The sequence below is a fragment of the Cupriavidus sp. GW821-FHT02F09 genome, from assembly GCF_059421605.1.
This window is the reverse complement of sequence record NZ_JBWKVH010000009.1, coordinates 1-15,303: the sequence shown is the minus strand read 5'-3', so window position 1 is coordinate 15,303 and position 15,303 is coordinate 1. Positions and strand designations below refer to the sequence as shown.

7 protein-coding genes are annotated in these 15,303 nt (G+C 69.6%); 1 reads left to right on the top strand and 6 read right to left on the bottom strand.

Features of this window, described 5'->3' with window-relative positions; all coding sequences use genetic code 11:
- Positions 1-75: 75 nt before the first annotated feature.
- On the bottom strand, positions 76-3,303 hold the full coding sequence (locus tag AC07XB_RS12675; RefSeq protein ID WP_492827988.1) for a bifunctional diguanylate cyclase/phosphodiesterase: 3,228 nt from the start codon (positions 3,301-3,303) through the stop codon (positions 76-78).
- 287 nt (positions 3,304-3,590) lie between these two features.
- Between AC07XB_RS12675 and AC07XB_RS12670 the strand changes: the two genes are divergently transcribed.
- On the top strand, positions 3,591-5,543 hold the full coding sequence (locus AC07XB_RS12670; protein WP_492827991.1) for a sensor domain-containing diguanylate cyclase: 1,953 nt from the start codon (positions 3,591-3,593) through the stop codon (positions 5,541-5,543).
- A 19-nt stretch (positions 5,544-5,562) separates the two neighbouring features.
- Here the strand turns inward: AC07XB_RS12670 and AC07XB_RS12665 are convergent, their stop codons facing one another.
- The 5 genes from AC07XB_RS12665 to AC07XB_RS12645 form a co-directional block, all read right to left on the bottom strand.
- A complete protein-coding gene (locus AC07XB_RS12665; RefSeq protein WP_441632494.1) occupies positions 5,563-5,895 on the bottom strand; it encodes a hypothetical protein in 333 nt (110 codons plus the stop codon).
- 66 nt (positions 5,896-5,961) lie between these two features.
- Positions 5,962-10,392: a cellulose synthase subunit BcsC-related outer membrane protein gene (locus AC07XB_RS12660; protein WP_492827993.1), complete on the bottom strand. Its 4,431-nt coding sequence runs from the start codon at positions 10,390-10,392 to the stop codon at positions 5,962-5,964.
- Positions 10,365-11,591: a cellulose synthase complex periplasmic endoglucanase BcsZ gene (bcsZ, locus tag AC07XB_RS12655; protein WP_492371943.1), complete on the bottom strand. Its 1,227-nt coding sequence runs from the start codon at positions 11,589-11,591 to the stop codon at positions 10,365-10,367. The genes AC07XB_RS12660 and bcsZ overlap by 28 nt, the downstream gene beginning before the upstream one ends.
- Positions 11,588-13,855 carry a cellulose biosynthesis cyclic di-GMP-binding regulatory protein BcsB gene (gene bcsB, locus AC07XB_RS12650; protein WP_493688062.1) on the bottom strand — a complete coding sequence of 756 codons (2,268 nt, stop codon included), beginning with the start codon at positions 13,853-13,855 and terminating at the stop codon, positions 11,588-11,590. Before bcsB ends, bcsZ begins: the two co-directional genes overlap by 4 nt.
- Positions 13,856-14,055: 200 nt before the next feature.
- Positions 14,056-15,303: PilZ domain-containing protein (locus AC07XB_RS12645; protein ID WP_494752795.1), on the bottom strand; the 1,248-nt coding region annotated here is incomplete at its 5' end.

Genomic DNA, 15,303 nt, shown 5'->3' with positions numbered 1-15,303 from the left:
AGCGGCGCATGCCAGCCGTGTGGCAGTTGGGCAAAGAATCCCGATGCAGGTATCGGCGGATTTTGGGGATGCGGCTCAATCCGCGGCCGGCACCCGTTGCGCCCAGGCCTGCATGGTCGCTTCACCGCCTGCCGCGCAGATCTCCATCAGGCCGGCCAGCGGCACCGCCTGGCAGAACAGGTAGCCCTGCACGGCATCGCAGCCGTGTTCGCGCAGGAAGGCGAACTGCGCGGGCGACTCCACGCCTTCGGCCACCACCTGCAGGTGGAGCTGGTGGCCAAGGGTGATGATGGCGGCCGCCACGGCCTGGTGATGTTCATCGTGCGCGACGTCGTCGACGAAGGCTTTGTCGATCTTCAGCTTGTCGATCGGCAGCCGCGTCAGGTAGCTCAAGCCCGAATAGCCCGTGCCGAAATCGTCGATCGACAATCCCACGCCGAGCGCGCGCACGCGCTCGAAGGTGTCGATGGTCTTGCTCCCGCCCTCGATCAGGATGCCCTCCGTCACCTCGATGGTGAGGCTCGAAGCCGGCAGCCCGGCGGCCGCCAGGCATTGCGTGACCATAGCGGGAAACCCTTCCTGGCGCAGTTGCAGCGGCGAGATATTCACCGCCACATCCAGCTCCACGCCAAGCTCGCTGCGCAGGTGCTGGATCTCGCGGCAGGCCGTGGCCAGGATCCACTCGCCCAGCGGCATGATCAGGCCGCTTTGCTCGGCAATCGGGATGAACTCGGTTGGCGGGATCACGCCGCGCTCGGGCGTTTCCCATTGAATGAGCGCTTCCACGCCGGCAATGCGCAAGGTGGCCGTGTCGACGATGGGCTGGTAGCGCAGCTTGAACGCCTGCGCGGCCAGCGCGCGCCGCAGCAGCCCCTCGATGGTGAAACGCGCCATGGATGCCTCGGCCATCTCGCTGGAGAAGCGGCTGAGCTGCGCACCGCCGCGGCGCTTGGCCGCGTACATGGCGGCATCGGCGTTCCTGAGCAGGTCGGCCAGGTTGTCGCCGTCGTCGGGGCACAGCACCATGCCGATCGAGGGCGTCACGCGCAGGCGCTGGTTGCCTAGCTGCAGGTCTTCCGACAGGCGGGCCAGGATCTTGGCGGCGACCAGCTCGGCCTCGCTGTCCTGGCTCAACGGGTCGAGCACCACCACGAACTCGTCGCCGCCCATGCGGGCAACCAGGTCGGCGTGGCGCACCGCGGCCTTGAGGCGATCGGCCACGATACGCAGCACCTCATCGCCGATGTGGTGGCCGAGCGATTCGTTGATGCGCTTGAACTGGTCGAGATCGAGCAACAGCAGCGCGATGCGCTCGCCCTTGCGCAGCGCGCGCTGCAGCACCAGTTCCGTGCGCGCATGCAGTTGGGCGCGGTTGGGCAGGCCCGTAAGCGCGTCGTGATGCGCCAGGTGCCGGATGTATTCGTCCGCACGCTTGCGCTCCGTCAGGTCATGCGCGATGGCGAGATAGCCGCCGGCATCCAGGCCACCGTTGCCGGCCTCGCCAGCAAAGGCCGGGGCCGGCGGGTTCCCCGTGCCGCCGGGCAGGTGCGCCTCGGGCAGCGCGGTCAGCGTCAGTTGCACCGGCAGGCGCGAGCCGCCCTTGCGGACATAGGTCCACTCCTGTTCGTCGGTCAGCCCGTGCCGGGCCTTGCCGACCACGGCGGCCAGGCCCGGCGCCACCGGCTCGCCCAGCTCGTTGGTGAGCACGGCAGCGCGCGCCGCAACCTCCTTGGGATCGAGGAAGTCCAGATAGCGCATGCCTGCGGCCACCTCGCTGGCCTGGTACCACAGCATGCGCTGGCCGGCGCGGTTGATGCCGGTCACCGTGCCGTTGCGGTCGAAAGTGATGACGCACAGCGCGGTGTGATCGAGCACGCGCGCGCTGCGCTCTGCCGCATCGGCGGCCGCCAGTTCGGCGCGGCGGATGGCGCTCAGGTCGGTCACTACCCACAGCACCCGGCCGGGCCCGGCAGCAGGCACCGGCGCCACCGCCACGCGCACGGGGATGATGGTGCCGTCGGACCTGCGGGCGTGGCTCTCCAGCCGCCCCTCCAGCGCCGTCGCGGCCAGCGTGGCGGCATCGGGCAGCAAGGTAGCGATGATGGTGCCGGGGAACTGGTCCGGCGCCTTGCCGAACAGCCCTGTGGCCGCCGCGCTGGCGATCTGGACACGGCCGCCGGCATCGCATACCAGGAAGGCATCGCTGGCGCTGGCCAGGCCCGCGCGCTGCAGGGCGCCATCCGCCTGCCGGCCCTGGCGCGCCCGCGCCGCGAGCTGCCACGCCCTGCGCCGCTGGCGTGCCAGGCCAAACACAATCCAGGCTAGCAGCAGCGTGCCTGCCGTGCCGAGCGCCAGTACCAGCATGGAGCGTCGCGGGCGATGCGCCGATTCGAAGGCCGGCGTGGTGGTGGCGCGCAAGGTCCAGACCCTGCCGCCATAGGTCAGCTCGCGTTCGGCCTGCAGCAATGGCGCGAGGACCGGCGCGCCAGCCGGCAAGGGCTCGGCGTCACCGGCCAGGAGCGCGCCGGGCTTGGTGTCGCGTCCTTCATAAAGCAGCAGCGACAAGGTGCCGGCCGCGGGCAGGCTGACCCCGCGCAGCAGGTCTTCCAGGCGCAGCGAGGTATAGACATAGCCGGTCACGGCCAGCTGCCGCTGGGTAGGGGTGTTCAGCGGCAGGCCACTGCCGTACACCGGCAGGTACAGCACCGCGCCACGCTGCGGCGCCTGCGTTTCGCTCTCCCGCGTGAGTTCCACGCCGCCGCTCAGGCGCGCCTCGCCGCTATCGCGGGCAGCCTCGGCGGCAGCGCGGCGCACGGGATCGGACATGATGTCAAAGCCAAGCGCCCGCGTGATGCGCCCGGCGAAGGGCTCGACATACACAACCGGCGCGTACACGTCGCGCGGGCCCAGCGGGTAGACCTCGAATCCGGGCTGGCCCTCGCGGCGCATCGTCTCCACCAGCCAGTCGAGCTCCCGTGGCGGGGTCAGGCGCGCATAACCGATCGAATGCGTGCCGGGCGGCAGGTCATCCAGCTGGGTGGTGTACAGGTAGTTGCGCCACTGCTCGCGGGTGAGGGCGGGATCGGCGGCGAACAGCCCGGTGGTGCCGCGCAGCAGCTGCTCGTTGTCCAGCAGGCGCCGTTGCAAGGCGGAGAAGACCGGCGAGAACACCGCCTCGAAATCGCCCCGCGCCACCTCGCGCTCGAGCGTATGCATGCCACGCCAGGCGCCGCCAGTCGCCAGGGCGCCGGCCGCGGCGACCAGCAGGGACAGCAGGACTGGCGAAATTGAGGGCAGTTTCATGACTTGGGAGTGCGGATGGGAGCCCTCGGTGGCCTCGCCCAGCCGCCGCAGGGCGACGGTCCACTATACCGTGGCGGCAATGGCTCGCCCACCCCCGGCGCGCCACTGTAACGTGCGGCGCCACACGCTGGCGGGCGCGGCCCGCGTGCGCCCATGCCAGACTCGCGCGGGGCTGGCGCTTGTGGTAGGGTTGGCGGGCCTGCAAGCCTGCCGAAGCCCGACTCCCGGCAACCATGCGGGCCGGCCGTCCAGAAGGCGCGCGCCGTCCCCCGACTCCGCCGGCTCGCATGCCCCAAGTTTCGCTTTCCCTGAAGGCGCGTCTCGCGCTGATTACCACGGCGCTTGCCGCCGTGCTTGGTACCGGCATCGTGCTGGCATCGCTTTATTACGCACACGACGACTTGCGCGCCGCGCTGCAAGACCAGCAGGACTCCATCGTCAAGCTAGCCTCGGACCAGCTCGACACTGCCATGGAAGACCGCATCACCCTGCTGTCCCATGTAGCGCCGCAACTGGCCAGCGAGCTCTCCCGCCCGGGCGCCGAGCTGCGCCTGCTGCTGGAGCGGCGGATTCCCGTGCCCGGCACCTTCAATGCGTTCATGCTGGCCGATGCCCAGGGCCGCGTGCTGGCCCGGGATGGCGTGCAGGTCAGCATTGCCGACCGCGACTACTTCCGCGAAGCCGCGCGCACCCTTGAGCCTGTGATCACCCCGCCTATCCGCGCCCGTATCAATGGCGCGACCGGCGTGCTGGTGGCGGTGCCCATCGTCTCGAAGCAGGGCGAATTCCTTGGCCTGCTGGGGGGCTGGCTCGACCTGTCGAGCGCCAACTTCCTGGTGGAGATCACCCACAACCGGCTCGGCACCACCGGCTTCTATTGCCTGGTATCGGGAGGGCGGATGCCGGTCTATGTGCGGCACCCCGATCCGGCCAAGGCCACGCAGCCGGCCCGCGCGCTGGGAGACACCTGCGGCGTCGACGACCGCAGCGGGCGCGTCGAGTTTCTCTCGCCCGCCAGGCCGCTGATCTCGCGCTACCTGATGGAGAGCACCGGATGGGAGCTGGTGGCGGTGCTGCCAGCGCAGGAGGCGTTCGCGCCGCTGCACGCCATGCAGGTGCGCTTCCTCGCGCTGGCGCTGCTGTCGCTGGCGGTGGTGGCCCTGCTGATCTGGCTGACGGTGCGGCATCTGCTGACGCCGCTCACGCGCCTGCACCAGGTGGTAAGCGATAGCGCGCACGACCTCGCGGCCTACGAGAAACTGCCAGCGCAGCAGCGTGACGAGATCGGCGATCTGGCGCGCGCCTTCGGGCAGTTGATGCATGACGTGCGCGAGCGGCGCGAGCAGCTCGACCTGAGCGAGCGCCAGTTGCGCGCGGTCACCGATACGCTGCCTGCGCTGCTGGCGTTTATCGGGCCCGACGAGCGCTATGTCTTCAACAATCTCGCCTACGAGCGGACTTTCGGCATCACGGTGCAGGCGCTGCGCGGCATGACCGTGCGCGAGGTGATCGGCGACACCCGCTATGCCCGCGCCCGGCCGTTCCTGCAAAAAGCGCTGGCAGGCAACGCGGTGACGTTCGAGACGGAAGAAAGCGATCCGGATTACCGCTGCATGGAGACCAGCCTGCGCCCCGAATGGAGCGCGGATGGCAGCCATGTGGTGGGCGTGCATGTGCATGTGCAGGACGTGACCCAGCGCAAGCTGGAGACCCTGCGGCTATCGCGCATCTCCCGGCTCGACCACCTGACCCAGTTGCTCAACCGCAACGCCTTCGAGGCGCTGCTGCAGGCCGCCATGGCGCGCAGCCGCGAAGACGGCCGGCTCATGGCGCTGCTCTACCTGGACATGGATCGCTTCAAGGCGGTCAACGACTTCCACGGCCACATCACCGGCGACCTGCTGCTGCAGGCCTTCGGGCGGCGCCTGCAGCGCTGCGTGCGCGAGCGCGACACGGTGGCGCGCCTGGGCGGCGACGAGTTCGCGGTAGTGCTGGAGGATATCGGCGGCGCGGCCAATGCCCAGCGCATTGCGCAGGCCATCGTGCACTCGGTGAGCCGGCGCTTTTTCATCGACGGGGTGTTTGCCGATGTGGATGTGAGCATCGGCGTGGCGCTCTACAAGGGCGCACCCATGCCGGACCAGGAGCTGATGCGCCAGGCCGATGCCCTGCTCTACCGCGCCAAGGCGGCAGGCCGGGGCCGCTTCGAGATGGGACCGCCGGAACTACTGGACAGCTGACTTAGCTCGCCTGGCTGACTTACTTGCCTTCTTCGAACGGCACATGCTTACCGTCGCGCGACTGATAGCCCAGCTTGGTGTCCGCGCCCATCATCCGCTCCCATGCCACCATGGCATCCGCCACGGCTTGAGGCTCGCCCTTGAACACCAGCACGTCATTGCCGCAGTTCGGGCACTGCCCGCCAAACACGGCATCGATGCCGCGCAGGTTGGGGGCGTCGATGGCATCGAAGGTACTGAACGCCGTCTTGCACGCGCCGCACACCAGTTGCGCGGGCCGCATGCCTTCGAGCCGCGCGCGGGCCTGGCCGGCACGCTCTGCCTGGCTGCCCCGTTGTTTTGCTTCACCCATGATGGACTTCCTTTGCGCAGCCGCCTGGCTGCGCTTCACTTGATTGATTCATCCGTTGCGCGCCCCTCAGAACGGCGCGGGGCCCACGGCCGACTGCGGCGCCACCGGCGGGAACGCGATCAGCCCGGTCTGGCGCTGCAACGCGTAGCGCACATAGACGCCGGCATACCACTGGCGATAGTCGCGCGCGTTGTCGATGCCAAGCATGCCGCCGACAAACAGCTGCTGGGCCGCCTGGTACTCCATCGAGCCAACCAGATTGTAGGCCAGGCCGGTCTTGGACTGGCCAGGATAGACGGTATTGCCGGCCGCCGACTGGGCCGCTCGATCGGTCGGGAAATAGTCCGACGCATCCTCGCGGAACGCCTGCATGCCTAACGCGCCGCGCACATTGTAGGCCAGCCGGCCGCTGCGCCCTGCCAGCGAGAGCGGCACGGTCACGGCGAAGTAGGTCTGCGGGCTGAAGTAACCGCCTTGGCCGAAGGTGAAGTAGCGCAGGTTATCCGCGTACCCCATCGAGGTGAAGTTCACCCCGCTCATCAGGCGCTGCTCGGTGCTGTCGATCAGGCGCAGGTAGAACCCGCCACCGCCTTCCCAACGCGTGTTGCGCTTCACATCGTGGCCGGTCAGCAAGCCATAGCCGCCGTAGCCGTAGATGCCGAAGAAGCCATCGTCCCAACCCAGGTCGACGCGCCCGCTGCTGTTCATCACGCCCCCCCACTGCAGGCCGGTGCGGTCATCGCGCGCGCCCGCGTACGACAGCAAGCTGTCGGTGACAGGGCGGCGCGATGCGCCAAGCGACAGCGTGGTACGTTGCGTCAGCGGCAGGTTGAAGCGCACGCCGGTATTGACGTCGGTGTAGCGGAAGCCCAGCGGCGTGCTGCCAATGTCAGCCTTGATGCGGTCCGATTCATAGGCCACGCCCAGCGCCACACCAAAGGCATTCTGCTGGCCGGCGGAAGTGGACCGCAGCGGCGTGCCGGCCGAGTTGACGGGCGCGCCGCCCACCGGGACCGCCAGCGGGCCGCCGCCAAAGCGCGAGGCGCTGTTGAAGTCGCTGCCGACGGAGCCCGCGTCCAGCGCGACCGGTGTCACGCGCGCCACCAGCTTGCCGTTGCCGACGGCTATCTTGGCTTCGGCCACCACCTGCATCTCGGTGAGCTGGCTCATGCCGGAGTCGCCATTGCGCCCGCGTAGCACAGGGCCACCGGCGAGCGTGCTGGTGCGCTGCGATTCGATCTCGTTGAGTTCCTGCTGCGCAGTCTTGGGGCCGGTCGGGTTGGCCTGCGAATCGGCTTCGGCCAGCCAGGGCGCGCGCGACTGCGCGCCAATCGGCTGGCGCGCAGTCGCGGCGGGCACGGGTGCCGCCGCGTAGCCGCCGGCCGCCGGCGCGGTGTACTGCGCAGCGGGATACTGAGGTGCCATGGCCTGCTGCGGCACGGGATAGGGCACACCCGGTTGCTGGGCGACCTGCGCGTTGGCTGGATAGGCGGGGTAGGCCTGGCCAGCCTGACCAGTCTGATAAGCCTGATTGGCTGGATAAGCCTGCGCCGGCGCCTTGGCCGCGCGCGTATTCTTGCCGCGCGTGCTGGCGGGCGCCTGCATCGGCATCGGCGCTTGCACCTGCTGCGCATAGTAGGCCTGCGGCTGCTGGATCTCCGGTGCCATGCCCTGCCCGGCGGCGGACACCGGCGCCGGGATGTAGGGTTGCGAGGCCTGTGCACCGGCGTTCATCATCACCGGCGCGGGCGCCATTGCCGGCTGGGGCGCGGCCGCGGCACGCGTGGGACCGGGCACGATCAGGTACGGCGCCTGCGACCCGGGCGGCGGCAACTGCGAACTGCCGCGCTGGCCGGGCAGGCCGACAAACGGGTTGGACGGCACGCGGTCGAAGCCCGCGCCATCCGGGCGCGCGCCGGCCGAGGCTATGCCCGCGGCATTCTCTGCCGCCACTGCTGCGCGGAAGTACTCGGCGGCGCGCGAGGTCTTGCCTTGGGCGCGGTAGAGCCGCCCGGCGGCGGTCAACACCTTGGGCGATCTGGGCGCCTGCGCCAGCGCCATCTGCAGCGTGCCTTCGGCCCAGCTGTACTCCTTGGCGGCGGTGGCGGTGCCGATCGCCGCCAGCATCAGGTCAAGGTTGCGCGGATCCTTCTCCAGCACGCTCTCGTACAGCGTCAGAGCCTTCTTGTTCTCGCCCGCCTGCGCGTACATGCGCGCCAGGCTGGCGCGCACGGCGCTGTTGCCGGGGCGCTCGGAGAGCGCCGGCGCCAGCATGTCGTAGGCAGCCACGAGGTCGCCGCTCTCGGTCAGCGCATCGGCCTGGCGCACGATGTAGGCGACCCGCAGATCGTCATAGTCACGGCGCTGCGAACTACTCAGGCTGGCGTTGGCGAGCTGGCGCAGCACACCGGCCAGTTCCACGTCCTGCCTGGTCTTGAGCAGAATGGCGGCGTACTGCAGTTGCATGCCGACGTCCGGGCGCACCGTGCGGCCCATGACGTTGCGCATCAGCGAGAGCGCACGCGCCTCGTCACCCGCATCGGCGTAAGCCAGCGCCAGCGCGCCGAGCTGGTCGGGGTCCTGCTGGGCGTAACGTTCCGCTTGCTGCAGCACGCCCAGCGCCGCGGCCTGCTGCCCGGCGGCGGCGAGCCCGCTGGCTCGCTCGGCTTCGGCGTGCACCCACAGGCGGCGTTGCAGGGTGCCCATGTCGCGGGTGCGGCTCTGCGGGGGAATGCGCTCCAGCGCTTCAAGCCCGCTTTGCCAGTCGCCGGTTTCGGCGGACAGCAACGCGCTGGCATACAGCGCGTCCGGCATATTGGGGTTGGACAGCAGCAGGCCGTCCATGACGCTGCGCGCCTGCTCCTTCAAGCCCATCGACGCATAAGCGCGCGCTACATCCAGGCGCACCCAAGGGTTGGTCGGGTCGGCCGCCATCGCGTCTTCCAGCGCGCGGCGCGCGCCGGCGGCATCGCCGCGCTGCAAGGCGGCGCGGGCCTGGCCACGCGCCTCCTCGGCGCGCAGCTTGCCCAGCGAGCCGACCTTGTCCTGCTGGGCGGGCGTCAGGTTCTGCACGATGGCGAGCGCTTCCGCGCTCTTGTTCTGCGCCGCCAGCACGCCAACCAGGCCGCGCGTAGCGTCGGGGTTGTCGGGCTGCTGCTTGAGCACGCGACGATACGCGGCTTCGGCCGGGGCGTACTGGCCTTCCTCGGCCATCACGTCGGCCAGCGCCACCTGGGCGGAAGGCTCGCGCGGGTCGAGCTTGACCGCTCGCTCCAGCAGGCTGCGCGCCTCGGCGCGGTTGCCCGCGCCGCGCGCGGTGCTGGCCTGCTCGGACAGCAGCCAGTACGTGGCGCTGTTCTGCGCGCTGCGGTAGCGGCCGCCGGCACCACGCTTGGCGGCCTGGTCGAGGAAATCCAGGGCCTCGGCAAACTTCTCCTGCTTGAGGCGCAGCACGCCCATGCCGCCGAGCGCGTCTGCGTCGCCGGGGCGCTCCTGCAGCGCGGCCTGGAACCGGTCGCCGGCGCGTTCGAGGTCGCCGGCATCCATGGCATCGAAGCCTTGTTGCACGATCTGGCGCACGGGGTTGCCAGCGGCGCCTGCCGCTTGCGTGGCTTGCTGCTGTTGCTGCTGGGCCTTGACCGCATCAAGCTTGGCGCGGATGGTGGCGTCGTCGGGATGGCTTGCCAGCCAGGCCTGGTACAGCGGCGCATCCGCCGGGCGGCCGCCCAGCCAGGTCAGCGCCCGCCGCCAGCTCTCGCTGGCCTGAGCAGCTACGTCACTGCTTTTAGACAGCGCCTCCAGCTGGCGAATGCCGTCGCGGCGCGTGGACTCGCGATAGGTCAGGTGCTGCGCCAGCGCGAGCTGCGCGCGGTTGTCCGACGGATTGGCACGGGCCAGTTGCTCCAGGCCCTTGCGGGCTTCATCCCAGCCCTGCGCCGTGCCGCCCAGCGTCTGGTAGTACTCCAGCGCCAGGTTGCCTTGCGGCACCGCGCCGCCCGCGGCTTGCTGATAGCGCTTGACCGCTTCCTCGCTCTGGCCGCTGCGCGCCAGCTGGCGCGCCTGCTCGACCTGCCGGGTCGCGCCGCCGCTGCTGATCACCTGCGTGAGGCGCGCCACCAGCGGGGAGTTGGGCTGGGCCTTCTTCAGGCGCTCCAGGTAGGTGCGCGCGCCATCGGGGCGGCCCGCCTCGGCTTCGGCCACGCCCATGCCATACAGGGCTTCCGGCTGGGCCGGATTCAGGCGCAGGATCTTCTGCCACGCTTCGGCAGCGCGGTCGCTGCGGCCGCGTTCCTGCCAGTACTTGCCCTGGTCCACCAACAGCTTGACCGGGTCTTCCTGCGCCGTGGCGGCCGCGGCGAACGCCGTCAGCAGGCTCAGCACCAGCGTCTTGGCACGCAGGCCCTTGCCGCGCGCGGTGTCCGCAACAATGTGCTGCCCGCTCGCCGAGCGGGGGGTGTTCGCGCGTCCGTTCATGGCCGGGCGCTTGCGGTTCGACATGTCTTCTCCCACTCCAGCTCCAGTTGCCCCGAAGGCGCGAACCGGTAGCGGCCTTCGGCAAAGCCGAGGCCGAATAATCCCAATACGGTGTCGTAGTACGTGGCGGCGGATTTGCCCGTGGCCGAGTCGATCATCGTCTCCGCCCGGGTGCGCTGCACCGCGGCCGCCGGCGATCCAGCCGCCTGCAGGAACGGCACCAGTGCGGCGGAGAAGCCCGCCGGGCCGTCGCCGTCCACTGCGCCGCTGTCGGCGTGCATGCGCTCGGGCGGCGCGGCGCGTCCCGCCATGCGCTGCGCCTGCGGCGCCAGTGCCTTCATCAGCATGCGGCCAGCAGCGTCACCGCGCGGTGTCACGCCGGCCCACAGGTAGACGCGGATGGCGTCATAGCTGCTGACGTCGCCCTTGTCCGGGTCGGTGAGAAAACCGGTGCCGGCCGCGTCGCTGCGGTAGGCCGACCAGTCGGGCACGATGCCCTGTTTGGCCACTGCGTCGACCAGCTTGCCGGCCTGCGTGGCGAGCGTGCCCCACGGGCCGGACGGCTCGACAGCGGCCAGGCGGCGCAGCAACGGCACCGGCAGGTAGCTGGCGTTGAGGCGCCACTGGCGCGGGCCATCGGCATTGCCTTGGACAAAGCCCTGCGGCGCCGGCAACAGCATGGTGCCAAAGCCGGGCAGCGACACCACCTCTTGCTTGGCCACCAGCTTGAGCAGCGCGCGCGCCTGCTCGCCATAACGCGGCTGCTTCCACAACCGTGCAGCTTCAAGCAGCGCGAAGGCGAACCACAGGTCGGCATCCGATGCGGGGTTGGCATCGATCACGCCCCACGAGCCGTCGGCCCGGTGGCCCCACTGCCAGGCGGGCAGCTTGTCCTGCAGGTTGCCCGCGCCGAGGTTGGCAACGCTCCATTGCCACAGGCGGTCGAAGGTAGCGCGGTCGTTGGCCATCAGGGCGAACACCATGCCGTAGGACTGGCCCTCGGAGGTGCTTTGCTGCTCCTTGGTGGACGGGTCGAGCACGCGGCCGTCGGCCTGCACGAAGCGGGACAGGAACTGCTGGTACAGCGGCCACGCACAGGCAGCCTGCGGCGATGCCTTCGGCGCTGCGGCATGCGCCAGCGCGGGCCAGCCACCCAGCACCCCGAGCGCGCCCAGGCCGGGCAAGCCCGCGATCCATCGGCGGCGTGTGCGGTTCACGCTCACTTGTGTTCCCCCAGCTTGCGGCGCGCGGCGCGCGCCCGCAGCGACAGATACATCAACACCGCCAGCAGCAGCGCAGCGCCGCCGATCATCAGCACCATGACAAGGGGGCGCTGCGATAGCCACCACTGCACATAGGTCCAGGGCGGCAGCTGGCCCACGTGGTAGTTCTGCTGTGCCGCCAGGCTGTCGATCTCTTTGCCGCGCACCAGCGCCAGGCTGCCTTGCACCTTCGTGACCCGGTCGGGATCGAGCAGCACCTCGGTCACGGTCTGCAGGCCCTGCGGCGCGTTGCTGGTGACGGCCACCACACTGCGCCCGGACGCCAGTGGCGACTCGAAGGCGCTTAGCGCGGCATCGGTGCTGGCGCTGCTGATCGACATGCGCGTCTCGACCGGGTGGTTGCGCGTGCCATCCGCGCCGTTCCACCAGCCCGTCACGGCGGAGACCAGATCGGTCAGCGCAAAGCGCTTTTCATTGCCGGCCAGCGTGACCGGCATGCGCTCGGCCCATTGCGTGAAGAGCGGCTGGCTCTGCGTGGTGCCGATCACCAGCAGGTCGCGCGCGGCCTGCTTGTCGACCTGCGCGGCGCCGCTCACGGCCACTCCGGTGGCGGGATAGCCGGTGGACTCGCCCATGCGCCCCATCAGCGTGAGGTAAGTCGAGTAGTCCTCGGCAGCGGGCTTGTCCGGCAGGATGACCGCGGTCTCGGAGAGGTCGGCCATGCGCGTGAAGGGGAAGCCACTGTTGCCAAACACCGCCAGGTCAGGCAGCGCGATAAAGTGCGGCAGGCCGGTGATGTTGATGGTCGAGTCCGGGTCGATCGCGCCCTTGACGTTGTCCAGCATCACGTCCTTGCACGCGCCCTGCTTGAGGTAGTCGTAGTAGAAATGGAACTGCAGCTGCGACTGCGCGGGCAGCATGAACAGCGGCAGCGCGATGCGCTCGTCGACCGGCACCGAGCCATCCGGCAGCACCTTGGCCAGCAACTGGCTGGCACGGCCCTCCTGGTTCTTGACCGAGCGCAGCGCGTAGGCGCGCAGGAACTGGTTGCTCACGCTGATGTTGAGGGTGGACTTGTCCACCACCGGGCGCGGCGTATAGCGGTACTTCAGGTCGATCGGGATGCCCTTGCTGCGCCAGCCGAACAGGTCGGGCGGCAGCCGGAAATTCACCCGCACCAGGTCCGGGTTGTAGCCCGAGACATTGAGGTCGCGCACTTCGGCTAGCTCGCCGAAGCGCACCGGGCGGTCGCTGCGGATCCAGTTGGGCGCGTCGTAGGGCACGCGCGGCGCCACGTCGTCGAGCTTGTTGATGGTGGCGCTCTGCCCGGACAACGCGCGCGCGCCGAGCGTGAGCGCCTGCGCCGCGGTCTTGAGCTCGGCGCTGTCGCGGCCCATCACCAGCAGCAGCTTGCCGTTCGCATCGCCCGGATTCGGCACCACCGCGATCGACGGCCCGCCGATGGCGGGCACCTGCACGCCGGCGGGCTTTTCCTCGTTGGTGACGAACACCACCGCATTGCCGGTAGCCGGTACCTGGTTGAGCGTGGCGGCAAACGACGCACCGCGATAGCCGGCCAGCGCGCCGAACCATGACGAGACCGTGCCCGCGGCTTCCAGCGTAGCCGTCGACGGCGCACCAGCGAACACAAAGGGCAGCCTGAGGCGGCTAACGTCACGGCGATCGAAGAACGGCAGCGGCAGCAGCGCCAGGTCGTTGGCCAGCGCCACCGGCGTAAGCGTGAGCTCCAGCACGCTGCTGTTGCCAACGGTGGCCCACAGGCTGGAGTGGAAGGGATCTTCGCAATCGGTGGTGTAGTGGCCGATCAGCTGCAGGTTGAGGCGGTTGAACTCGGTGATCAGCCGCGGCTCGATCGGCACATCGCGCTCCAGGCTGGTGCCCGCGGTGTCCTTGGGCACCGGCACGGCGCCGGCAACCTCGCCGTTGACCATCACGTTGATATGCGACAGCGCCGGTATCAGCGCGGGCGAATACGTGTAACGCAATTTCAGGCGCGCGCCAGTCACGACCTCGTCGGCGCGGATCGAGAACGGCACGCCGTTGATGGCGTCCACGCCGCGCAACTGGAACGGCGCGGTGGCACCCAGCTGCTTGAGCGTGAGCTGCACGGTGCGCGCGCCGCTGCGGGGCGCTGCGGCGGCGGCCTGCGCCGCCACCCCGGCGGGCGACTGCGCGGCGACCGCGTCGCGCGTGGTGTCGGGCACGCCGGCGCGCTGGGCGCCGGCCGGGGTCACCGTCAGCATGGCGAGCGCGAGCAATGCGCTAAGGCGGGTCGCGGCGGGCAGGCGCGCGGTGCGGTGCGCGGTTGAGCGCGCAGGCGTGCGATCGGTCAGGCGTGGTGTCTTGGTCAAACGCATTCTCTGTCTTTTTGCCAGTGGTCCGGTGCGTGTTCAAGCCGCGACCCGAACCGTTGCGGGACGCGGCGCTGGGCCGACGAGGCCGATCAACGGGTGGAAGCGCCAGGTTCTGGACGGCGCAACAATTGGCGCATCTCGCGCCCAAGGTGGAACATCACGTTATGGAAGCCAAGCAGGCCAATGCGCAGGATCTGGCCGGCGGCCAGCCCCGGGGCATCCGGCCGCTTGCGGCCCCACGAATCGATCCACGCGTCGGCTCGCGCAAAGGTGCACTGCACGAAAGCCATCTCCTCGCGCGGGCTCATTTCCGCCAGCTCCAGGCCGGTGTGCGTGTCGCCCTGGAACACCACCTTGGCGGGGAACATGTGCTCGTCGTTCTGCAGGTAGAGCGAGATCTGCACCTGCTCGCCCACGGCGGCCTTCATGCCCGGCGGCAGCCGCATGCCGATGCCGCCCTCGGCGAAGTCGATGGTCTCGCACACCAGCGTGCGGCCATCGGGAAAGTGCAGCGTGGCGGGCAGCTTCATCGCCACGCGGTGCGCCACGCGGATCTGGCGCGTCTCGCTGGCGACCGCAATCGAGGCGCCGAGGATGATCAGGTTGTAGAACGTCCAGATCAGGTTGAGCACCACCGTGGTGGCCTCGAACTGGTTCCACAGGAACAGCCGCAGGAAGCCCACCACCACGCCCAGCAAGTTGAACAGCAGCAGCACCAGGTAAGGCCGCGAGATCACCCAGTCGAAGTAGGCTTCCTCGATCACGCCGCCCTTGGGCGTCACGTTGAACTTGCCGGCCGCGGGATTGACGAACGCCACCAGCACAGGCCGCATGATGTACCACGCCAGCACGGATTCGTAGACTTCGTTCCAGAACGAATGGCGGAACTTGCCCTGGATGCGTGAGTTGGTCATGTTCGCGTGCAACAGGTGCGGCAGCGCGAAGGTGGCGATGGTCAGCGCCGGGGCCTGGATCACGTGGGCGCCGAACAGCAGGTACGCCAGCGGCGCCGTCAGGAACACCAGCCGCGGCAAGCCGTAGAAGAAGTGCAGCATGGCATTGAGGTAGCACAGCCGCTGCGGGATCGACAGGCCCGGCCCGAACAGCGGGTTGTCCACCCGGCAGATCTGCGCCATGCCCCGGGCCCAGCGAATGCGCTGCCCGACGTGGCCGGAGAGGCTTTCCGTGGCCAGCCCCGCGGCCTGGGGGATCGCCAGGTAGGCGGTGCCATAGCCCTTGCGGTGCAGCTTGAGCGCGGTGTGCGCGTCCTCGGTCACGGTTTCCACCGCGATGCCGCCCACTTCCAGCAGCGGCGCGCGGCGGATCACGGCGCACGA